Source organism: Bradyrhizobium sp. CCBAU 65884, assembly GCF_028128835.1.
Lineage (GTDB): Bacteria > Pseudomonadota > Alphaproteobacteria > Rhizobiales > Xanthobacteraceae > Bradyrhizobium > Bradyrhizobium ottawaense.
This window is the reverse complement of the sequence record NZ_LBJU01000122.1, coordinates 179,825-200,935: the sequence shown is the minus strand read 5'-3', so window position 1 is coordinate 200,935 and position 21,111 is coordinate 179,825. Positions and strand designations below refer to the sequence as shown.

General features: G+C 64.9%; 22 protein-coding genes and 1 pseudogene. 13 read left to right on the top strand and 10 right to left on the bottom strand.

Features of this window, described 5'->3' with window-relative positions; translation table 11 throughout:
* Window positions 1-34: 34 nt before the first annotated feature.
* The 3 genes from fabD to XI03_RS23775 form a co-directional block, all read right to left on the bottom strand.
* Entirely contained in the window at window positions 35-994 is a 960-nt protein-coding gene (gene fabD, locus XI03_RS23785) for an ACP S-malonyltransferase (protein ID WP_271593495.1), read from the bottom strand.
* Between the two features lie 173 nt (window positions 995-1,167).
* A complete protein-coding gene (locus XI03_RS23780) occupies window positions 1,168-2,193 on the bottom strand; it encodes a fatty acid desaturase family protein (RefSeq protein ID WP_095424741.1) in 1,026 nt (341 codons plus the stop codon).
* A gap of 3 nt (window positions 2,194-2,196) precedes the next feature.
* On the bottom strand, window positions 2,197-2,901 hold the full coding sequence (locus XI03_RS23775; RefSeq protein ID WP_028145027.1) for a TetR/AcrR family transcriptional regulator C-terminal domain-containing protein: 705 nt from the start codon (window positions 2,899-2,901) through the stop codon (window positions 2,197-2,199).
* Window positions 2,902-3,236: 335 nt separating this feature from the next.
* Here XI03_RS23775 and rpsF point away from each other — a divergent pair, with 335 nt between their 5' ends.
* The 4 genes from rpsF to rplI all read left to right on the top strand — a co-directional run bounded on the left by rpsF (window position 3,237) and on the right by rplI (window position 5,760).
* Window positions 3,237-3,746: a 30S ribosomal protein S6 gene (rpsF, locus tag XI03_RS23770; RefSeq protein ID WP_028145028.1), complete on the top strand. Its 510-nt coding sequence runs from the start codon at window positions 3,237-3,239 to the stop codon at window positions 3,744-3,746.
* A gap of 5 nt (window positions 3,747-3,751) precedes the next feature.
* Entirely contained in the window at window positions 3,752-3,991 is a 240-nt protein-coding gene (gene rpsR, locus XI03_RS23765) for a 30S ribosomal protein S18 (RefSeq protein ID WP_007592020.1), read from the top strand.
* Window positions 3,992-4,122: 131 nt separating this feature from the next.
* Entirely contained in the window at window positions 4,123-5,109 is a 987-nt protein-coding gene (locus XI03_RS23760) for a membrane protein (protein ID WP_028145029.1), read from the top strand.
* 51 nt (window positions 5,110-5,160) lie between these two features.
* Window positions 5,161-5,760 carry a 50S ribosomal protein L9 gene (gene rplI / locus XI03_RS23755; protein ID WP_028145030.1) on the top strand — a complete coding sequence of 200 codons (600 nt, stop codon included), beginning with the start codon at window positions 5,161-5,163 and terminating at the stop codon, window positions 5,758-5,760.
* Window positions 5,761-5,796: 36 nt separating this feature from the next.
* On the opposite strand, the gene XI03_RS23750 is transcribed toward rplI, so the two are convergent.
* The 3 genes from XI03_RS23750 to XI03_RS23740 all read right to left on the bottom strand — a co-directional run bounded on the left by XI03_RS23750 (window position 5,797) and on the right by XI03_RS23740 (window position 7,940).
* Window positions 5,797-6,264, bottom strand: a complete 468-nt coding sequence (locus XI03_RS23750) for a PaaI family thioesterase (RefSeq protein ID WP_038946502.1) — start codon at window positions 6,262-6,264, stop codon at window positions 5,797-5,799.
* Between the two features lie 11 nt (window positions 6,265-6,275).
* Window positions 6,276-6,872 carry a TetR/AcrR family transcriptional regulator gene (locus XI03_RS23745; RefSeq protein ID WP_271593494.1) on the bottom strand — a complete coding sequence of 199 codons (597 nt, stop codon included), beginning with the start codon at window positions 6,870-6,872 and terminating at the stop codon, window positions 6,276-6,278.
* A 108-nt stretch (window positions 6,873-6,980) separates the two neighbouring features.
* Entirely contained in the window at window positions 6,981-7,940 is a 960-nt protein-coding gene (locus XI03_RS23740) for a hypothetical protein (protein WP_271593493.1), read from the bottom strand.
* A 279-nt stretch (window positions 7,941-8,219) separates the two neighbouring features.
* Between XI03_RS23740 and XI03_RS23735 the strand changes: the two genes are divergently transcribed.
* The 3 genes from XI03_RS23735 (at window position 8,220) to alr (ending at window position 13,102) form a co-directional block, all read left to right on the top strand.
* Window positions 8,220-9,470, top strand: coding sequence for an SAM-dependent methyltransferase (locus XI03_RS23735; protein ID WP_028145033.1), 1,251 nt, complete (start codon window positions 8,220-8,222; stop codon window positions 9,468-9,470).
* Between the two features lie 796 nt (window positions 9,471-10,266).
* Complete coding sequence (locus tag XI03_RS23730; protein ID WP_028145035.1) at window positions 10,267-11,775, top strand: replicative DNA helicase; 1,509 nt, start codon at window positions 10,267-10,269, stop codon at window positions 11,773-11,775.
* Window positions 11,776-11,815: 40 nt separating this feature from the next.
* Entirely contained in the window at window positions 11,816-13,102 is a 1,287-nt protein-coding gene (gene alr, locus XI03_RS23725; RefSeq protein WP_271593492.1) for an alanine racemase, read from the top strand.
* A gap of 123 nt (window positions 13,103-13,225) precedes the next feature.
* Here the strand turns inward: alr and XI03_RS23720 are convergent, their stop codons facing one another.
* A complete protein-coding gene (locus tag XI03_RS23720) occupies window positions 13,226-13,447 on the bottom strand; it encodes a cysteine rich repeat-containing protein (RefSeq protein WP_271593491.1) in 222 nt (73 codons plus the stop codon).
* A 40-nt stretch (window positions 13,448-13,487) separates the two neighbouring features.
* Between XI03_RS23720 and XI03_RS23715 the strand changes: the two genes are divergently transcribed.
* Window positions 13,488-14,258 carry an exodeoxyribonuclease III gene (locus XI03_RS23715; RefSeq protein WP_038946496.1) on the top strand — a complete coding sequence of 257 codons (771 nt, stop codon included), beginning with the start codon at window positions 13,488-13,490 and terminating at the stop codon, window positions 14,256-14,258.
* Between the two features lie 110 nt (window positions 14,259-14,368).
* On the opposite strand, the gene XI03_RS23710 is transcribed toward XI03_RS23715, so the two are convergent.
* From XI03_RS23710 to XI03_RS23700, 3 genes and pseudogenes are all read right to left on the bottom strand, one after another.
* The gene (locus XI03_RS23710; protein ID WP_271593490.1) at window positions 14,369-15,184 is read right to left on the bottom strand and encodes a DUF4886 domain-containing protein; all 816 of its coding nucleotides are present in this window, start codon (window positions 15,182-15,184) and stop codon (window positions 14,369-14,371) included.
* Between the two features lie 96 nt (window positions 15,185-15,280).
* On the bottom strand, window positions 15,281-15,640 hold the full coding sequence (locus tag XI03_RS23705; protein WP_271593489.1) for a GFA family protein: 360 nt from the start codon (window positions 15,638-15,640) through the stop codon (window positions 15,281-15,283).
* A 198-nt stretch (window positions 15,641-15,838) separates the two neighbouring features.
* A pseudogene (locus XI03_RS23700) lies at window positions 15,839-16,614 on the bottom strand (potassium channel family protein).
* 655 nt (window positions 16,615-17,269) lie between these two features.
* Between XI03_RS23700 and XI03_RS23695 the strand changes: the two are divergent.
* From XI03_RS23695 to XI03_RS23675, 5 genes are read left to right on the top strand one after another with little or no spacing between them, the layout of a single operon-like run.
* Complete coding sequence (locus XI03_RS23695; protein ID WP_018317590.1) at window positions 17,270-18,010, top strand: FadR/GntR family transcriptional regulator; 741 nt, start codon at window positions 17,270-17,272, stop codon at window positions 18,008-18,010.
* A 54-nt stretch (window positions 18,011-18,064) separates the two neighbouring features.
* Window positions 18,065-18,964 carry an NAD(P)-dependent oxidoreductase gene (locus XI03_RS23690; protein WP_271593488.1) on the top strand — a complete coding sequence of 300 codons (900 nt, stop codon included), beginning with the start codon at window positions 18,065-18,067 and terminating at the stop codon, window positions 18,962-18,964.
* 10 nt (window positions 18,965-18,974) lie between these two features.
* Window positions 18,975-19,658: an amino acid ABC transporter permease gene (locus XI03_RS23685; RefSeq protein ID WP_028145043.1), complete on the top strand. Its 684-nt coding sequence runs from the start codon at window positions 18,975-18,977 to the stop codon at window positions 19,656-19,658.
* 7 nt (window positions 19,659-19,665) lie between these two features.
* Window positions 19,666-20,334, top strand: a complete 669-nt coding sequence (locus XI03_RS23680; protein WP_026201880.1) for an amino acid ABC transporter permease — start codon at window positions 19,666-19,668, stop codon at window positions 20,332-20,334.
* Window position 20,335: 1 nt separating this feature from the next.
* The gene (locus XI03_RS23675) at window positions 20,336-21,091 is read left to right on the top strand and encodes an amino acid ABC transporter ATP-binding protein (protein ID WP_271593500.1); all 756 of its coding nucleotides are present in this window, start codon (window positions 20,336-20,338) and stop codon (window positions 21,089-21,091) included.
* Window positions 21,092-21,111 lie beyond the last annotated feature (20 nt).

Below are 21,111 nucleotides of genomic sequence, written 5' to 3'. Positions count from 1 at the left end.
GAAAAACTCAAGCGCGATGAGCAATCATCGCGCTTTAGCCCTGCTTGGCAGCGGCCAATGCATCCTTGGCGGCGGCAATGTCGTTCGGGCCACCGACTGAAACGCCGACGGCGCCGTCCGCGATGCGCTTGACGAGACCGGACAGGACCTTGCCGGCGCCGATCTCGAAGAACCGCGTGACGCCCTGCCCTGCCATATAGGCAACCGACTCGCGCCAGCGCACGGTGCCGGTGACCTGCTCGACCAGGCGGCGACGAATCTCGTCGGGATCGGTGATGGCGCTCGCCAGCACGTTCGACACCAGCGGCGCGGCCGGGGCCTTGATCGTGACCTTCGACAGCGCTTCTGCCATGGCGTCGGCAGCGGGCTGCATCAGCTTGCAATGGAACGGGGCGGACACCGGCAGCAGCATCGCGCGCTTGGCGCCCTTGGCCTTGGCGATCTCGACGGCGCGATCGACCGCGGCCTTGTCGCCCGAGACGACAACCTGCCCGCCGCCATTGTCGTTGGCGGCCTGGCAGACCTGCCCCTGCGCCGCCTCCTTGGCGACCTCGATGGCCGCCTCGTAGTCGAGACCGAGCAGCGCGGCCATCGCGCCGGCGCCGACCGGGACGGCCTTTTGCATTGCGAGACCGCGGGTGCGAAGCAGGCGGGCGGTATCCGAGACCGTCAGGCTGCCGGCCGCGGCCAGCGCCGAATATTCACCGAGCGAGTGGCCGGCGACGAATGCTGCATCTCGTCCCACGGAAAATTCCGCCTCAGCCTCCAGCACGCGCAGGGTGGCGACCGACACCGCCATCAGCGCCGGCTGGGCGTTTTCGGTGAGCTGGAGGGTTTCGGCCGGACCATCCCAGATGATCGCTGTCAGCTTCTCCCCTAGCGCGGCGTCGACCTCGTCGAACACGGCGCGCGCCACCGGAAAGGCATCGGCCAGGGCCTTGCCCATGCCGACCGCCTGGGAACCCTGCCCAGGAAATGTGAATGCAGCCGTCATCGGCGCTCCCTGCTTGTCGGACACGATCCCCGCGAGAACCGGCAGCCGATTACGCACGGCGTTAGGCCATGGTTCCGGATCGTGCTCCAAAGGGGGCCGTAGACACTGTCCGGGGCCGGACTGTCAAGCCGAGATGGGAACTCCGAGCAGCACTCAACTGGGGATGCGCCCCCTCAAAACCCACCGGCGGTCTGGTTGGCGTCGACCTCAGCTCCGGCCCGCGCACGGCGCGCGCTGCTCGCCAACTGCCCCGGCCGATCCTCCCTGTCAGGCTTTGCGGTCGCCAGCCGCAACACCGCCGCGTAGTTCGGCTGCACCTCCATGCGGCCGGCGTGCCGGCTCTCGCTCAGCAGGCGATGGACCTTCGGCAGATTGTAACAGGGCACGTAGAACAGCAGATGATGCTCGAGGTGATAGTTGACGTAGTACGGCGCGATGAACAGGCGCTCGAGAACATTGGCATGCGTGGTGCGGGTGTTGCGCAGGGGATCGCTGCTGTCGGGGACGACGGCATGCTCTGCAATGTTGCGGATGCGGGTGATGACCATCATCCAGGTCAGGAGCGGCACCAGCCAGAGCAGCGGATAGGCCCACCATACGCCGGCCGCCGCGAGCGCTGCGAACATGGCGGCGTTGAGGAGGCATTGCGGGCCGAGCTTGTCCCAGAAATGCGCCAGACGCTGCCGCCACGGCCAGTCCTTCGGCCCGAGCGCATTGAGCAGCTGCGCCTTGCGCTGCTGGTAGCCGGTCTGCCCGGTGATGTCGCGAATGAACTTGCGGCGATAGCTGAGCTTGGTGATCGGAAACGGCGCCGACAGCACGAGATCGGGATCATCCTCCTGCTGGGTGCGCGCATGGTGCTGAAGGTGGTAACGCCGGTAGCTGCGCGTCTCAGCAAACAGCGGATAGGCGCAGAACCACTGGCTCAGGGCCAGATTGGTTTTCTCATCAGTGGACAGGCAGCCATGTGCGCCATCATGCATCAGGATCGCGAGGCCCAGCTGGCGCGAGCCGATGATTGCGACGGCGAGGACATAGGTGACCGGATTGGGCCACCACGCGACCAAGGCGATCGCGCCAATGATCAGCGCCCAGGCGTGCGCGATCAGCGCAACACCTTTCCAGGTCACACGCTCTCGCACGTCGGCAAGCTGGTCGTCGGTCAGGAAATCGCGGGCACGCATGCGAAGCGCGGTCATGGCCTAGCCTTCCTCGTTCGAATTGCTTGATGCCTCGCGCCCCTCGACGAGACGCAGGCGCGCCGTGTCATCGGATTTCGCCTGCTCGCCGAGCACGCGCAGCATCTCGGCGCAGAGCGCCTCGGGCGAACGGCCCATGGCGTAGCCTTCGAGAATGACGCCGATGGCGACGGCCCAGAACCGCCGCGAGCTTTCGTCGGGCGCGCGCAGCGAGCGCCAGCCGTGCCGCGCCACCTGGCTCGCATAGGCGCGCGCGCCTTCACCGTGCAGGCGCTCGATCGTGCGCTCGACCAGCGGTGCGAGATCCTGGCGGCGCCGCGTCAATGTCAGCGCCTCGGCAAAGAAAGCCACTGAATCGCTCGCCGTCACTGTCTCCGCGAGCGCATGCGTGTAGTCCCGTGGCGTGCGCGCCTTCAGCGCCGCCTGCTCGGTCGCACGCGCCAGATACAGCAGCTCGCGGCAAGCGCATTCGACGAACAGCGCCTCCTTGGTGCGGAAGTAGTAGGTGATCTGGCTCGGGAATGCGTCCGCGGCGGCCGCGATGTCGGTGATCGCCGTGCCCGAAAGTCCCCGCTCCCGGAACAGCGGGCTCGCCGCATCCAGCAGCAGCGAGCGCATCTTGCGCCCCGCCGACCGTGTGGCCCGCGTAGCGTGCTTCGGATCGCCTGCCGACGCCTCAAACGGAGCCTGGATCGATTCACCCGCCATCAGCACCTCCCGATCCATTATTTGTATGATATACAAACAAATAGGTCAAGCCGTACGGGAGCGTGGGTTTGGCCCGCCTGCCAGCACCGCCCGGCCGGAAACGGGGCACTCCAACCTTGCCAAGTCAGCCAAAATCCGTATAAGGCGCGCATCCGCAGACCCCGGCCGGGAGCTGAACGGACGGTCTCAGCAAGTCATTCGTGATTTTGGTGTGGCAGGGCCAGTCGGCCCGTCGTCCCGTGTTTCCGCCTTCTGAGCTTAATCCCAGAGTCCTTTCCGAAGGCCTCTTAAGGGCTTGACGCCGGGCGATGCGCCAACATGAGGAAAGGACCACCATGGCTCTTTATGAGCATGTCTTTCTCGCGCGTCAGGACGCGAGCACGCAGCAGGTCGAAGAACTGACTGCGCAGATGACCGGTATCGTCGAGGGTCTCGGCGGCAAGGTCACCAAGACCGAGAATTGGGGCGTACGCTCCCTCACCTACCGCATGAACAAGAACCGCAAGGCGCACTTCGTTCTGCTCAACATCGACGCGCCGTCCGCGGCGATCGCCGAGATCGAGCGCCAGGAGCGCATCAGCGAAGACGTGATCCGCTATCTCAGCGTCCGCGTCGAGGAGCTCGAGGAAGGCCCGTCCGCGATGATGCGCAAGGCCGACCGTGACCGCGAGCGCGACGACCGTGGCGGCGGCTTCCGTGGCGACCGCGAAGGCGGTGGCTTCCGCGGCGACCGCGAGGGTGGTTTCCGTGGTGGCGATCGTGACGGTGGTGGCTTCCGCGGTGATCGCGGCCCGCGCCGTCCGCGCGAAGAAGCTGAAACCACCACCACGACGGACGGGGAGTAAGAACAATGGCTGAAGCTGGTGCACGCCGCCCATTTTTCCGTCGTCGCAAGAGCTGCCCGTTCACGGGCGCCAATGCTCCCAAGATCGACTACAAGGACTCCAAGCTGCTGATGCGTTACGTCTCCGAGCGCGGCAAGATCGTGCCGAGCCGCATCACCGCGGTGTCCGCAAAGAAGCAGCGTGAGCTCGCCCGCGCCATCAAGCGCGCGCGGTTCCTGGGCCTGTTGCCCTACGTCATTCGCTGATACGACCAATTCGACCGGCGGCGTCACGCCGCCGGTCGCGACTTTTCTGAACTCATAAGGCTTCCGGGTCGTCCGGTCGCCGATGGTTGGGGCGAGATGCCTCTAACCGCTCGAAGGGAGCGGGACAGCTGATGATGGCCTTTGTGCTGATAGCCCTGATCGCCGGCGCTGCGTCGGCCCTGATGTTCGCCTCGATCATTTCGGGCGCGCTGATCTCGCTCGTCCTGTTCTATCTCGCACCGCTGCCGCTGATGGTCGCCGCGATCGGCTGGGGACCGCTTTGCGCAAGCCTCGGCGGCATCGCCGCCGCGATCGGCCTCGGTGCCCTGTTCGGCCTGCCCTATTGCATCGCATTCGCCGTCACCGTCGCGCTGCCGGCCTGGTGGCTCGGCCATCTCGTGCTGCTCAGCCGTCCTGTGGGAAAGGTTGCCGTGGGACATGCCGCGCCAGACGGCGCCGCGCCCGCCGAACCTGACCTCGAATGGTATCCGGTCGGCCGCATCCTGCTGTGGCTCGCCGGCTTCGCCACGCTGACCACGATCGCCGCCCTGCTCACGCTCGGGACCGACGCCGAGACCATCATCGGCACGCTGCGGCGCGGCCTGATGCGCCTCCTCCGGGCCACGGACCCGCAAAGCTCCGGCGAAGCCGGCCAGTTCGTCGACGCGCTGGTGCGGATCGCACCGGCCGCGGCGACCATCATCGCGATGATGACACTGACGCTCAACCTCTGGCTCAGCGCCAAGATCACGGCGACCTCGGGCCGGCTGCGGCGCCCGTGGCCGGACATGATGACGGCGGAGCTGCCGCCGATGACGCTGGTGGCGCTCTGCATCGCGCTCGCCTTCTGCTTCACCGGCGGGCTGCTCGCGATCGCGGCACAGATCACCGCGGCCGCGCTGATGATGGGCTATGCGCTGACCGGCTTTGCGGTGCTGCATACGCTCACGCTGACGCTGAAGAGCCGCACCTTCTGGCTCGGCTCAACCTACGCCGTCGTGGTCGTGTTCGGATGGCCCGTGATCGCGATGGTGATCCTCGGACTTGCGGATGCCGTGTTCGGCTTCCGCGAACGCTTCCTGCGCAGCCGGCAACCGCCACCGCTGCCGACCCCTTGAGTTCAACCCCGAAACCGAAACCGTACAGAGCACTTCAAAAGGAGAACGAATATGGAAGTCATTTTGCTGGAACGCGTCAACAAGCTCGGCCAGATGGGCGAAGTCGTGAAGGTTCGCGACGGCTATGCCCGCAATTTCCTGCTCAAGCGCGGCAAGGCATTGCGCGCCACCGCCGACAACAAAGCCAAGTATGACGGCATGAAGGCCGAGCTCGAGGCCCGCAACCTCCAGAGCAAGGGCGAGGCGTCAAAGGTCGCCGAGAAGATCGCGGGCAAGAACATCATCGTGATCCGCCAGGCCTCGGAAGCCGGCCAGCTGTTCGGCTCGGTCAACGTGCGTGACATCGTCGTCGCGTTCGAAGCCGACGGCATCTCGCTGGCCCGCCCGCAGGTCCAGCTCGACGCGCCAATCAAGACCATCGGCAAGCGCTCCATCACCGTTGCCGTCCACCCCGAGGTCGAGGTCGAGATCACCGTCACGGTTGCACGCAGCCAGGACGAGGCCGAGCGCATCAACCGCGGCGAGGACATCTCGACCCGCAACGAGGACCGCGACGCGGCCGCCGAGGCGATCGCCGCCGCCGGCGAGTTCTTCGATCCGGAAGCCGAACACGACGAAGCCGAGCCCGCACCGGCCGCGGAAGAGAAGTAAGCCTCGCATTCATACGCGAAGCGAAGCCCGGTCGCCTCAGGCGGCCGGGCTTTTCGTTTTGACGGCGACGTCCTCGCTCAACATCGCGATCGAGGCCAGCGCCGTCGCCGTGTGCTTCTCGACACCGTCGCTGACGCAGAACACGTCGGCCGCGACCACCGACACCTGGCGGCCCGGCTTGATCACCCGGGCACGACAGATCAGCTTCTCACCGACCGCGGGCGACAACAGGTTGAGCTTGTATTCCGCCGTCAGCGCCGGCTGGCCGCGCGAGGTCGCGGCTGCGATCGTCGTGGCGTTGTCGACCAGGAAGGCGGTGACCCCACCGTGGAAGAAGCCGTGCTGCTGCAGCAGCTCCGGCCGGCGATCCACAGCGATCGTGCAGGTGCCGCGCGACAATTCCGAGAGCTCGGCGCCGACCAGGTTCATGAAGCCTTGTCGGCCGACATTGGCGTGGATGCGTTCGGCCACAGTGGCGAATTCGGGATCTGCTGCGGCGCTCATGAGGCCTCTCCTTATGTCTTGTTGATGCGTTCGGGCGGCCTCAGCGCACGGCCGGCACAGGCGATCAGCGTGTCAGCCTCGACGCGGGGATCGGCGCGGTCGCGTCCCGACAGGAAGGCGCGGCAGAAGATCTGCGCCGGCCCGATGAGCTGGCTGACGAACATCACCGGCGTCATCGGCAAGAGCTCACCGCTTGCAACCAGCGGCGCGCGCCAGCGCTCGATACCGTCGGCGAGCCGCGCATTCTGCGCGCGCTGGGCGTCGCGAACGTCCTCGCCCCACTCGCTCCGCGAAATCTCGAACAGGTAGCGCGCCTCGCGCCGGCTGGTCGCGACCCAGTCGAGATGGGCCCGGATCAGCCGATCGATGCCCCGCTCCGCATCGGGCACGGGATCGAGCGCCGCCAGCACCGCGGCGTGATAGTGCCGCAAGACCTCCAGGAACAGCGCACCGGCGAGCTCCTTCTTCGAGCCGAAGGCGTGAAAGAAGCTGCCATTGGAGGCGCGGGCCCGGGTGCGGATCGCGGCCACCGTCGCGGCCTCGAATCCGACGCGGTCGAACACGATCAGCCCGGCTGCCAACAGGTCGTTCCGCACGCTCGCCGTCATGGACGCCTCCTAGAGTATTACTCTAGAGCAATACTCTAGACGCGGTCAATGCAATGCGGAGGCCGCGATGAACGCGGCCTCCGCATGTCGATCAAAAACGTCGCTGGCTTAGCGCGAGATGGGCGGCGTTGGCGGACCGGAGGACTCGGCCGGCGCAGCAGGCGGGGCTGCAGCGGTCGCGGGCGGTGCCGGCTGCGGCTTGGCCGCCGGTTCGGAGCTGGCCGCAGGCGGGGCCGGCTTGGGAGCGGCCTCTTCCGCCGGTTTGGGCGCGGCTGGCTCGGCAGGCTTCGCAGCCGGCGCTACCGCCGGGACTGGATCGGGCCGCAGCGCCGGAGCTTCGCTGCCGCGGGGCTCGGCCTTGGCGCTGTCAGGCTTGGTCTCAACAGGCTTCTCGGACGCCTTGCCGCTGTCGGGCTTGGCCTCGTCGCGACCGGGCTCGACCTTGGCCGCGTCGGGCTTGGACTCAGGCTTGGATTCGGGCTTGGGCTCGCTCTTCTTCTCGTCAGTGGCTGGCGCGGCAGCGTCGACCTTTGGCGCCTCCTCGGTGCCGGGCTTGGCGCGGCGCTTGCCCTTGCGTCCCTCGGGCGCAGCCTGTCCCTCGGGCTTCGTGCCCTCCTCGACCGGCCGTGCGGCACGCTTCTGGCGCGCACCTTCCGCTGCGGGAGCAGCGGCCTCGCCGTCCGGCCTGGCCGCGTCCTGGGCGCGCGGGCGGCGGCCCTGATGCTCGGGATTGGTGCTCGCGTCCTTCTCCCTCGCGCCGTCCTTCTTGCCGTCCTTGGCCTGGTAGCGCGTGTCGGTGGCGCCGTTGGAGACGAGATAGGAGGCGAGGATGCCCGCCATGTCCGAGCTCGTGGTGTAGTGCTGGCGCAGGAAGCCCGGCAGCGAGCCCGGCGCGACGGACTTCAGAAGTCCGCGCGGGCTCTTGTGGCACGCATTGCAGGTCTGCGCGAAAAGCTGGGACGGGGTTTTGCCGGCCTCGAGGTTGGTCACCTGCGCAAAAACGGTATCGGCCGCGCCGAAGCCGATCAGAAGCAATACCGTCGCGAGGCTGAGCGCTCGGCTCGACATTCCCATCATCTCCATTGAATTCCGAGAGTTGCAGCCAGCGTGCGGCGCGGCAGCGGTCACCTTTTATCCGATTGAGCCACGAATGGAAGCAGGCACCACGCGCAAGGATGTGATTAAGCGGTTTGCGAATATCGGCTGTGAACTCAGCGCATTAGCGCAGCCGATCCTGCCTCCCTAAATTTGGATGCAAGCGCATAGGAACCGCCGCGTCACCTGGGCGTCAGAAGTGAAGGCCGGGTTAGTCGCATCCCTTCGGGTTCGCTCGAGAGGAAGGTGTCGATGGACCTCTTGTTGCGTAGATTTCTGTCTCAATTCATCCGCCGCGGCACGATGACGGTGACCGGCTCGAGCGGATCGAAGTTCACCGTTGGAGACGGCACTGGCGAACCGGTCGCGGTGCGCTTCGTCACCGCGGAGGCGGAGCGGAAGATTCTCGTCAATCCCGAGCTCGGGCTTGGCGAGGCCTATATGGACCGCGAGTTCATCGTCGAGCGCGGCACCATAGCTGATGCCCTCGCGATCCTGCTCGATCAACCCGACCTATTGCCGCAGTGGGCAAAACCATGGTGGCGCCTGCGCTATCTGACGCGGCATCTGAAGCAGTTCAATCCGCGCTCGCGCTCCCGCCACAACGTCGCGCATCACTATGATCTCGATGCCCGGCTCTATTCGCTCTTCCTGGACGCCGACAAGCAATATAGCTGCGCCTATTTCGAGACGCAGGACGCGACGCTCGACGACGCGCAGATCGCCAAGAAACGGCACATCGCCGCAAAGCTGCTGGTCAGGCCCGGCCAGCGCGTCCTCGACATCGGCTCCGGCTGGGGCGGGCTCGGGCTCTACCTCGCCGAGATCGCCGCCGCCGACGTCACCGGCGTGACGCTGTCGAGCGAGCAGCTGCAGCTCGCCAACGCGCGCGCGGCTGAAAAGCGCCTGACCGGATCGGCCAGATTCCTGCTCCAGGACTATCGCGACATCGAGGGCCCGTTCGACCGTATCGTCTCCGTTGGCATGCTCGAGCATGTCGGCGCCCGCTTCTACGACACCTACTTCCAACGCTGCGCCGAGCTGTTGGGCGAGAACGGCATCATGCTGCTGCACGCGATCGGCCGTTCGCAGGGCCCGGACTCGACCAATCCCTGGATCGCCAAATACATCTTCCCCGGCGGCTACATCCCGGCGCTGTCGGAGGTGCTGCCGGCGATCGAGCGCGCCGGCCTCCTGGTCTGCGATATCGAGATCCTGCGCCTGCACTACGCGGAAACGCTGAAGGCCTGGCGGGAACGTTTCATGGCGCGGCGCGAGGAGGCCGTGCAGCTCTACGACGAGCGCTTCGCGCTGATGTGGGAATTCTATCTGGCGGCCTGCGAGATGACGTTCCGCAAGCAAGCCATGATGAACTTCCAGATCCAGCTCACCCGGCGCCAGGGCGTGGTGCCGATCACCCGCGACTACATGCCGCGTGAAGAAGCCCGGCTGCGAGCTCGCGAACGCGCGAGCAAGCCCAGACTGAAATTGGCTGGTGAATAGGTCCTAGTCTGGTGAATAGATCCTAGTGACGCAGGGTCGACATCTGGGAGGAGCGGAAACTGGCCGTTAACGCCAGCTGCGCCCTCAGCGCGACCAGGATTTCCGGGGCGACAGGCTGGCGACGTATTTCGGGCCGTTCCGCGTGCTCCATGGCCGCAATCAGCCCCGAGAGCCAAAGCCGGCTACCCGCCTCGCTCCGCCAAATCTGGTGCTGCCGTTCTGGCCGCATCGCCTGCCTCGTTCCCTGTTGACGGATCGCGGGAGACAATTCCCTCCCCCGCCTGCCTGTTCCCGTCTTACCCCCGAAAGATTCCGGGGAGATGTGATCCAATTCACATAAGTCTGGTCGGGCCTGGCTTAGACCGTCGCCATGAGCAAAGAGACCCAAACCTCATTCGACGTGCAGGACGACCTCCGCACCGATTACGCCCTGATCGTTACCGGCGTCGGGGCGGCTCTGGTGGCGCTGGTCTACCTCCTGCTGGTCTGAAGGCGAGCCCAAAGCCGCCAGCGTGCGTCATTTCGCGCGCTTCTGGATTCGTCTGCGCGCCAATCCATTAGGTTCATGCCATAAGGTACATGGTTGCAGGATTTTTCCATGGCGCCGTGGCGGCCACTTCCTGGCCGGGCGAGTTCCGCAAAAATCCGTCAAGCGCGACGCGTGCTGCGAGCGCTAATCATCCACCATTTTAACTGAGCGGTTGATAGCGGTCAGCTTTCGCTTCCGCTTTGCACCGAGGCGGCGCTTTATCCCGGCCCCGCATCCGCCCAAGAAAATTGCTAAGCACGTCCGACCATGGCCCTGACTGATTCGAACGTCCTCAAACTCGCACCCGAGCCTGGCACTCCCGCCTACCGGAGCGCGCCGCATAATATCGAAGCGGAACAGAGCCTTCTGGGCGCGATCCTGGTCAACAATGATGCGTTCTACCGTGTCTCCGACTTCCTCGAGCCGAAGCATTATTTCGAGCCGCTGCACCAGACCATCTACGAGACCGCCGGCAGCCTGATCCGGATGGGCAAGATCGCCACGCCCGTGACGCTGAAGACGTTCCTGCCCGCCGACACCGACGTCGGCGGTATGACCATCGGGCAGTATCTGGCGCGCCTTGCGGCGGAAGCGACCACCATCATCAATGCTCAGGACTACGGCCGCACCATCTATGACCTGGCGCTGCGCCGCGACCTCATCGGCATCGGCGAGGACATGGTCAATGTCGCCTATGACGCTCCGGTCGATTTCGCGCCGCGGGCGCAGATCGAGGATGCCGAGCGCCGCCTCTACGAACTCGCCGAGTCCGGCCGCTATGACGGCGGATTCCAGAAATTCTCGCAGGCGCTGGCGGTCGCGGTCGATCTCGCTGCAAAGGCGTTCCAGCGCGACGGCAAGCTGTCGGGCATCTCGACGGGCATGCGCGACCTCGACACCAAGATGGGTGGCCTGCAGCACTCCGACCTCATCATCGTCGCGGGCCGTCCCGGCATGGGCAAGACATCGCTGGCGACCAACATCGCCTACAATGTCGCGCAAGCCTATGTTCCGGAACTCCAGGCCGACGGCACCACGAAGGCCGCCAATGGCGGCGTCATCGGCTTCTTCTCCTGCGAAATGTCGTCCGACCAGCTCGCCACGCGTATCGTGGCCGAACGCACTGGCGTTCCCTCCTCCCACATCCGCCGCGGTGGCATCTCGGAAGCCGATTTCGAAAAGATCCGGGAGGTCTCGATCGAGCTGCAATCGCTGCCTTTCTATGTCGACGCGACCGGCGGCCTGTCGATCGCGCAGCTGATGGCGCGCGCCCGCCGGCTGAAGCGGCAGAAGGGCCTCGATCTGCTCGTGATCGACTACATCCAGCTGCTGTCGGGCTCGGGCAAGCGGAGCGATAATCGCGTGCAGGAAATCACGGAGATCACGACCAGCCTGAAGGCGCTCGCCAAGGAGCTCAACGTTCCGATCATCGCGCTGTCCCAGCTCTCACGCCAGGTCGAATCCCGCGACGACAAACGGCCGCAGCTCTCCGACTTGCGTGAATCCGGATCAATCGAGCAGGACGCCGACGTGGTGCTGTTCGTGTATCGCGAGGAATATTACCTCGCCATGAAGGAACCGCGCCCGGGCACGCCTGAACACGAGAAGTGGCAGCTCGACATGAGTCTTGCGCACGGCAAGGCCGAGGTCATCATCGGCAAGCAGCGCCACGGCCCGACAGGCACCGTTGACTTGGCCTTCGAGGCCTCGATCACGCGGTTCGGCGACCTCGCGCCTGACAGTCAGTTGCCGGCTCGCAGCGGCAACGACTACTGAGTTCCTTGAACAGGACCGGCCTCTTGCGTAAAACGACGCCATGACAATGGCGGCGTCCGACCCGAAAACCATCTCACAATCCGGCCTTCTCTCCGCGGAGGCCAACCAGGCTGCCGCGCTCGCTGCCTATGGCGGCGTGCTGACCGTCGATCTCGACGCCATCATTGCCAATTGGCGCAAGCTCGAGAAGACGGCGGTGCCGGCTGAGTGTTCGGCGGTGATCAAGGCCGACGCCTATGGCTGCGGCGCCGCCGAGGTCGCGCGTGCGCTGAGCAAGGCCGGCTGCAAGACCTTTTTCGTCGCCACCATCGAGGAAGCGCGCAAGGTGCGCGCAGCCGTGCCGGAGCCCACGATCTACGTGCTCGGCGGCTATTTCCAGAATACCGGCGAGCACTACGCCAAGATCAATTGCCGTCCTGTCATCGGCGACCTCAACGAGCTCGCCGAGTGGGACGTGTTCTGCCGCCGCACCGGCTGGACCGGGGGCACGGCCGTTCACATCGACACCGGCATGAACCGGCTCGGCCTGACGCTGTCGGAAGCGCAGGCCATCATCCCCCGCATCAATGCCGGCGATCACGGCATCACGCTGGTGATGAGCCATCTGGTCTCGGCCGAGCAGCTCAACAGCCCGGTGAATGCCAAGCAGCTCGCTTCCTTCCGCGCCATCGCCAGCGAATTCACCGGCGTGCCGGCGGCGCTCGCCAATTCCTCCGGCATCTTCCTCGGCGCGCCCTTCCAGTTCGATATGGTGCGGCCGGGCGCTGCGCTCTACGGCGTCAACCCGACGCCGGAGGCCGACAATCCGATGCAGCCGGTGGTCGACCTCAAGGCGCGCATCGTGCAGATCCGCACTATCGAGCGCGGCGAGACCGTCGGCTATGGCGGCACCTGGACCGCGCGGCGGCCGACAAAGCTCGCGATCATCGCGGTCGGTTATGCCGACGGCTATTTCCGCGCCGCCAGCTCCAATGACGGCACCCGCGGCGCCGAGGTCATCGTCGCCGGCAAGCGCTGCCCCGTCGCCGGCCGCGTCTCCATGGATCTGATCGCGATCGACATCACCGATCTGCCGCCGAATGCAGCGCGGCGCGGCCACCTGGTGACGCTGCTCGGCGAGGGCATCACCGTCGACGAGCTCGCGCATCATTTCGGCACCATCGGCTACGAGGTGCTGACCAGCCTCGGCCACCGCTACGCCCGACTCTACAAAGGCGGCAATGTAGAGGAACCGCTGGTGAAGCCGGAGCCAGCGCAGGCCGCCGAGCAACCGCCCTCCCCGCCGCCAATCGAGCAGCCGGCAGCCCCGCCGCCGCTGCCGGGCTGAACTCTCGTGCCCCGGATGCGGCGCAGTGCGCTGCTGAGCCGGGGCCCATCTCTCTACAGCGCACCGTGTCGCTGTCTGGGTCCCGGCTCGCGCTACGCGCGTCCGGGACACGGAAGGGATCGCTTACTTCTTCTTCCTGTTGTCCAGCGCCGCCTTGCAGGTCGCGCTGAGCTGATCGCGCTTGTCGGTGAGGCAGGCGACGACGCGCCCTCCACCCGGCGCGATGCCGGCGCAGAATTTATCATAGTCTCCCTTGCACGCACCGCGCGGGTCGGACGATTGTGCCGACGCGGCCCCGGAGAACGCGAGGGCGACGACGATGGCGGCAAAGTTCAACTTGGACATTTTATCTCCGGGTACGGAAGGCAGGAGCCGGTAGCTCTACATGAAGATCGCGACATTCAACATCAACAACGTCAACCGCCGCCTGCCCAATCTGTTGGCATGGCTGCGCGCGGCAAAGCCCGATGTCGTCGCGCTTCAGGAATTGAAGGCAAGTGATGGCGAATTTCCGGCGGCCGCGATCGAAAAGGCCGGCTATGGCGCGGTGTGGCGCGGACAGAAGACCTGGAACGGTGTCGCGATCCTCGCCCGCAATGCAGAGCCCATTCTGACCCGCGACCGCTTGCCTGGAAAACCCAGCGATCTCGAAGCCCGCTATCTCGAAGCCGCCGTGCGCGGGATCATCGTCACCAGCATCTATCTGCCGAACGGCAATCCGCAACCGGGGCCGAAATTCGACTTCAAGCTCGACTGGTTCGCGCGCCTCAAGCGCCACGCCAAGAGCCTCATCAAGCAGGATCTGCCCGTCGTGCTCGCCGGCGACTACAACGTCGCGCCTGCAGAGATCGACATCTATCCGACGCGCTCATGGGACAAGGATGCGCTGATCCAGCCGAAGAGCCGGGCAGCCTTTGCTTCGCTCGTCGAGCAAGGCTGGTGCGATGCGATCCGCGAGCTGCATCCGGACCAGCGCATCTACACGTTCTGGGACTACAAGCGGAACCGCTGGCCGCGCGATGCGGGGCTGCGGCTCGATCATCTCCTGCTCAGCCCTGCCCTCGCCCCGCGCCTGGCCAAGGCCGGCGTCGACAAGAATATCCGCGGCGAGGATGGCGCCAGCGATCACGCGCCGGCATGGGTGGTGTTGAAATAGCAGAAGTGCCGTAGGTGGGCAAAGCGAAACGTGCCCACCAAACTCGTTTACGGAGACAGATGGTGGGCACGGCGCAAGCGCGCCTTTGCCCACCCTGCGATCACGCGAGTTCAGCGCCCATAATAGTCCTGCACCGTGTCCCATGCCGCCTTTTGCAGAAGCTGCGCCGTCCCCGCATCCAGCCCCAAAGTGTAGGCATTGTCGACAGGCGAACGGCCTGTCAACGCGGCAAACGTCACGCATGCCGCAAGATAGGTGCCCGCCGGACTCGGATGCCGCTTGTCCAGCGCATACAGATTGAGCTCCGGCCGCAGCTTGCGCACCCGCGCGAAGGCAAGACCTGCAGGAATGACCAACGCATCGTTGGCATTGCCTGCGATCGTGTAGGCCTCGGCCAACGATTCCGTCATCTCCGGCTTGTCAGCATAGGCCCAGGACATGAACAGCACCGGCCGCATGCCGTGGACGCGAACGATCTCGCTGTCCTTCTTCGCGAAAGTCGCGAACGCGTCCTTCAATTGCGGATGGATCGGGCACTGGCTGCAATCCATCATCACCACGGCGTCGTACTGCCGGCCTGGCTTGTTGAAGATGACGTTGTTCTGCTCGTCGAAGGAATACGCGCCGAGGCCGCCCGGCCGCAGCAGATTGTCCATGTCGTGCCAATCGAGGCCGGAGCCGCCGATCGTCACCATGGTGTTGCGGTACACCGCCTTGTTCGCGGGATCCACAGCCCGCTCCATGAAGGTGAGATGCCCGGGCATGCCGTTGTTGTAGTAGAAGAAGCTGTTGCCGACGAACAGCGCTGCCTTGGGGAAGTCCGGTCCGAGCGAAGTCACCTTCGGCCTGGTCTGCGCCTGGACATTGAAGCCGGCTGCAGCGGCGAGACACATTGCGAGCATGACTCGCGCAAAAAGACGCATCATGGCTTCCTCCCCTTTTCTCCAGGCCGGAACCAAATCAGCTTTTCAAAATGGCCTCAAGAGCACGAACGTGCAGCGGACATCTGCGCGCATCCATGCTCACCACAAGTTCTTGCCGTCGATCATGTTGACCGGCACCGCCTCCAGATCGAAATCGTCGAACAGGCGCGCATTCACCGCGACCTTGGGATTGTCGATGCCGGTCGACCAGTCCGGCGACTCCGAATAGGTGCCGCAGCCGCAGCTTGCACAAAAATGATGTTTGACGGTGCGGCTACCCCACAAATAAGTCGCAACGTTCTCCGCGGGTGACAGCAGACGAAACTGCGCCGGCGTGTAATAGGCCCACAACGCGCCGCGCTTGGCGCAGAGCGTGCAGGTGCAGCGCGTCACGCTCGAGGGCGCCTCCGTCACCTCGAACACCGTCTCACCGCAATGACAACTTGCCTCGATCGGCATGACCCCTCCCGTTGTGTCAGAACTGGGGCATAGCCAGCCCCTGCTGCCAACATGCTGTCAGCAGCAGGACGCCTCAACCAAAATATGAAAAACAACCCCATGCACAGTAGCCGACCGCTGTCGGATCAATGAGTTACTGATTTCCGCAATTCGACCTGCCTGCCGTCGGGCAAAACACCGGCACGATGCCTCGGGGATTCAGATGGCCCCTTCGTCGGGAATATTGAGAACGGTGCCACAGGCCTTGCAATGCACGGCGTCGGCATCGTGCCTCTGGAGCCCGCAAGTCGGGCACGGAAATCGCACCTTGTGGGGACTGAGGAGCGCGCGTGCGAGATTGAAGAACAGCGTCACGCCGAAAATCATGATCACGACGGTGATCAAGCGACCGAGCGTGCCCGGCAGGGTAATGTCGCCAAAGCCGGTCGTTGTCAGCGCCGTGACGGTGAAATACAGGGCATCGGCATAGTTCCGGATCTCATCGTTGCGAAACTTCTGGGTCTCGTAAACGATCCCGGTCATGACGAAGATGAAGACGGCCAGGTTCGTGCGGCGAAGATGACGTCTTCGTTGCGACGGAAGAAGGGAGAATCCATGCGCAACCTCACCAGCATCTGGTAGTCGCGAAGCAGGCCCAACGTTCGCAAGATCCGGAAAAAGCCGCCCGCCTCGCCGGCAAGCGGTGCCAGGAACGATACGATCGCAACCATGTCAGCCCAAGTCGCGAGTTGACTGAATTTTCGAAACGGATGCCGATCGACCAGAAGCCGCGCCGAGAAGTCGGCGAGTAACGTGACGCCGAACAGGACATCGAGCGTTTCAACGATCTCACTGGGCGGCAGGAACGAGGTTGCGATGATGAACAGCACCGTCACGATGTCGAAGGCGAGCAGCGCGTAGCGGAAGCGCACGCCGCTTGGCGTTGCGCCCTCGTAAAGGCGACGGACATTGCTTCTGAGAGAATTGAGAGTCACGGCATCATGATCGCGGTTCGCACGGATGATGGCAACTCGGAGAGCGCGCCGCAAGATCGAACCCGATCGCTGCCATCTTTGGCCGAACAGGAGAAGGGTTGCCAACCCTGAGCGACTGGACGGTGTCCGACACGAAAGCCATGGTTGCGCCAGTTTCGCGATAATTTCTTAGCCCACCTGATCTATTCCGAGATTATTCGCGGTGCGAATTATTCTGATCGCTGCGATGTCGCTCGCCTGCATTGGTGCCGCACAGGCGCAGAACGTGACGTTCAAGCGTTTCCGAAACTCCGACCCGCAATGGGTGTCAGTATCGCTGCGAGGATCGTCCGCTGAGTTGAAGCCGACGCGATCGACATTGTTGCGGATGTCGGATCGGTAACTCGTCGTTGTCGAGAATGAACGTCTTCGTCGAATAGGTGCTGCCAAGGTCGATGTGGAGATAGTCGAGCTTCGCCGTCCAGTTTGCCGCGAGCGCCGCCTCGATGCCGCCCCGACGACCCGATCATGGACTGGGCGATGTCGACATCGACGGCCAAAAGCGGCTCCCGGTGGACTAAGGCCGGAACCGAGGCCGGCTTGAGAGCCGAGCCTCTTGACCTCAGCCCCTTGGTCAGCATACTGGTCTGACCAAGATCAGACCAGCGGGACGGGAATGGAGCTCAAGCGGGCCACCGAAGGCGAAAAAGGGTTCGAGAAGGTGTTCGCCTTCCTGCGCGAACGCCTGCTCGCCGGCTCGCTCAAGCCCGGCGACCGCCTCATCTCGGAACGCGAGCTGGCAACTCTCCTCGGCGTCAGCCGGCCGATCGTCCGCGAGGCACTGCGTGCCCTCACCGTGCTCGGCATCGTCGAGATCCGCGATCGCATCGGCACCGTGGTGACCCGGCCGGACGTGTCGGTGCTGAACGACTTCTTCACCTTCGCGCTCGCCCAGCAGGCGGACATGCTCGACGACGTCATGCAGGCGCGCGTCGCGATCGAATGCCAGGCGATCCGCCTCGCCTGCGAGCGTGCCAACATTGCCGATTTCGAGCGCCTGCAGCGCGCGCTCGCGAAGATCGGCGAGACGATCGACGAGGCCGATGCCGGCGGCATGGCCGATTTCGACTTCCACCGTGCCATCGTCGTCGCCTCGCATTCGGAGACACTGACGGTCCTGCATGGTTCGTTGGCCGGCCTCTTGACCCATTCGCATCGCAGCCGCCGTGAGCTGGTGCAGGCCTTTCCGTCGATGAAGACCTATCTGATCGACGATCACCGCCGCATCTTCGAGGCCGTGATTGCGCGAGACCCGGAGCGGGCGGACGCGACGCTGCGCAAGCATTTTGCCATCGGCGACGAGTACCGGCGGCGCGCCATCGTCGGCGACATCGACAAGACCAGCGCCTCGGGATGATCGCGGCAGCGCGGTCAACCAAGAAGCCAATCAACCAAGAAACGGACTGATTACATGGGACGGAACGACAAGGGCAATGTCGGCTTCATCGGCATCGGCACGATGGGCCGAGAGATGGTGCGCAACTTGCTGATGGCCGGCCACGCAGTTCGCGTGTTCGATCTCGACGAGGTGGCACTGGCCGACAGCGCCAGGGAAGGCGCTGCTCGTGCCAGGAGTCCAGCCGATGCCGCGCAAGGCGCCGACATCGTCATCACCATGCTGCCCGACACGCCCCATGTCGAGGCGACCATTTACGGCGAGCACGGCCTGCTGAAGTCGCCGCCATCAGGCAAGCTCGTCGTCGACATGAGCACGATTTCGCCGGTCGCCGTCCGCCGTATCCATGCCGACCTGCAAAAGATCGGCGTCGGCTTCATCGACGCGCCGGTCTCGGGCGGGCCGGTTGGCGCCAAGAATGCCGCGCTCTCGATCATGGCCGGCGGCGATGCGGGCGCCTTTGCGCAGGCCGAGCCGTTCTTCCGTGCGATGGGCACCACCATCACGCATGTCGGCGCGTCCGGCGCCGGCCAGACCGTCAAGCTCTGCAACCAGCTGATCTGCGGCATCAACATCCAGGCGATTTGCGAGGCGCTGGCGCTTGGCCGCGCTTCGGGCCTCGATCTCAATCTGCTGCGCCGGGTGCTGCTCGGTGGCTCCGCGGCCTCCTGGATGCTCGACAAGCTCGGCCCCCAGATGATCGCAGGCGACGTCTCCGCCGGCTTCCGGATCGATCTCCAGCTCAAGGACCTCCGCCTGGTCCAGGAGCACGCGCAGGCGCTCAGCGTGCCGCTCCCCGGCACCGCGCTCGTGACCAGCCAGTATGTCGATGCGCGCGCGCACGACGAAGGAAGCAACGGCAACCAGGCGCTGTTCCGCGTCTACGACCGCATGACCAACCAGACAACCGGCTGAACGGGTGGCGATGAGCCTTCAACTCGACTTCCCCGCAGTGCTGGAGCGTTGGCCGAGCTTTCTCGCCGGCGCCGTCCTCACGCTGGAGCTTGCCGCCTTCGCGACGGTGCTCGGCGCCCTCCTCGGCACGCTCGCGGCGGTCGGGCGCGGAACGCACAACGCGCTGATATCAGGCGCCTGCAAGGCCTATGTCGAGACCATCCGCAACACGCCGCTCTTGGTTCAGATCTTCCTGGTCTATTTCGGCCTGGCCAGTCTGGGGCTGAAATTCTCCGCTTTCACGGTGGCCGTGGCCGCGCTGACGATCAACGTCGGCGCCTACACCGCCGAGATCATGCGCGCCGGCTTCGAGGCGATCCCGCGGGGACAGATCGAGGCGGCCGAGGGCCTGGCGCTGTCGCGCCTCCAGATCTACTGGCACATCATCCTGCTGCCGGCGATCGAGAAGGTCTATCCGGCGCTGACCAGCCAGTTCGTGCTGCTGATGCTGGCCTCTTCGGTCTGCTCGCAGATCTCGGCCGAGGAGCTCACCGCCGTCGCCAACTACATCCAGTCGGATACGTATCGCGCGTTCGAGACCTACATCATCGTCGCCGTGCTCTACGTCATCCTGTCGCTGGTGATGCGCGCCGGCTTCTGGGGCCTCGGGCTCGTGCTGTTTCCGCGCCGTCGCCGGCTCGGCACGCCGTTGTGAGATGATCATGGGCGGACATCTCAACATCAATCATCTGATGTTCCTCGGCCAGGGCGCGCTGTGGACCATTGGCTTGTCGGTGATCGCGCTGATCGGCGGCGGCATCGTCGGTTTCGTGATCGCGCTCGCGCGGATATCGCCGCTGAAATCGGTGCGGATTGCCAGCGCCGTCTATGTCCAGCTCATCCAGGGCACGCCGCTACTCGTCATCCTGTTCCTCGGCTATTTCGGTCTCGCCGCGATCGGCCTCAAGGTCTCGCCGCTCGCTGCTGCCGGCGCCTCGCTGACGCTGTACGTCGCCGCCTATCTCGGCGAGATCTGGCGCGGCTGCATCCAGTCCGTGCCGAAGCCGCAATGGGAGGCCGCCGAAGGCCTGGCGCTGAGCCGGACCCAGCGCATGATGAAAGTTATCCTGCCGCAGGCCATTCGCATCGCGACGCCGCCCACCGTCGGCTTCATGGTGCAGATCGTCAAAAACACCTCGCTCGCCTCCGTCGTCGGCTTCGTCGAGCTGATGCGCTCGGGGCAGATCGTCAACAACTCGCTGTTCGAGCCCTTCGCCATCTACGCCATCATCGCCGTCATCTATTTCGCCATGTGCTATCCGCTGTCGCTGTTCAGCCAGAGGCTGGAACGGCGGATGGGGCGTGGCAGATCCAACCTCGCGCCGGCCTGACATGCAACAGAACCCCTCCTCCGACTCAATCGTGTCGCTCCGCGACGTGCAAAAGAGCTTTGGCTCGCTCCGGGTCCTCGATGGCGTCAGCTTCGCAGTCGAGCGCGGCGAAGTGCTGGCGCTGATCGGCCGCTCAGGCTCCGGCAAGAGCACGGCGCTGCGCTGTATCGACCGTTTCGAGAAGGTCGACGGCGGCGAGATCGTCGTTTGCGGGCATCGGGTCGACCGTCCCAACGTCGATCTGCGCGCGCTGCGCCAGGACGTCGGTATCGTGTTCCAGAGCTATAATCTGTTTCCACACCTGACGATCGAGCAGAACATCACGCTGGCGCCCTGCGCCGTGAAGGGCCTGGCGAATTCGCAGGCCAAGGACCTCGCACGCAAGGTGCTGGCGCAGGTCGGGCTCGAAGAGAAGCTGCACGCCTATCCCGAGCAATTGTCGGGCGGCCAGCAGCAGCGCGCCGCGATCGCGCGTTCGCTCGCCATGCAGCCGAAGGTGATGCTGTTCGACGAGGTCACCTCTGCGCTCGACCCCGAACTCACCGCCGAAGTACTGAAGGTGATCGAGCAGCTGGCGGCGGACGGCATGACTATGGTGATGGTCACGCACGAGATGGGCTTTGCCAAAGGCATCGCCGACCGGATCGTGTTCATGCATCGCGGCAAGGTTCACGAGACCGGCCCCGCCTCGATCCTGACATCGCCGACGACGCCGGAGCTCACGCAATTCGTGGGCACGGGAAATCTAAAATCATAACAGGGAGAGGAGAACTAGGG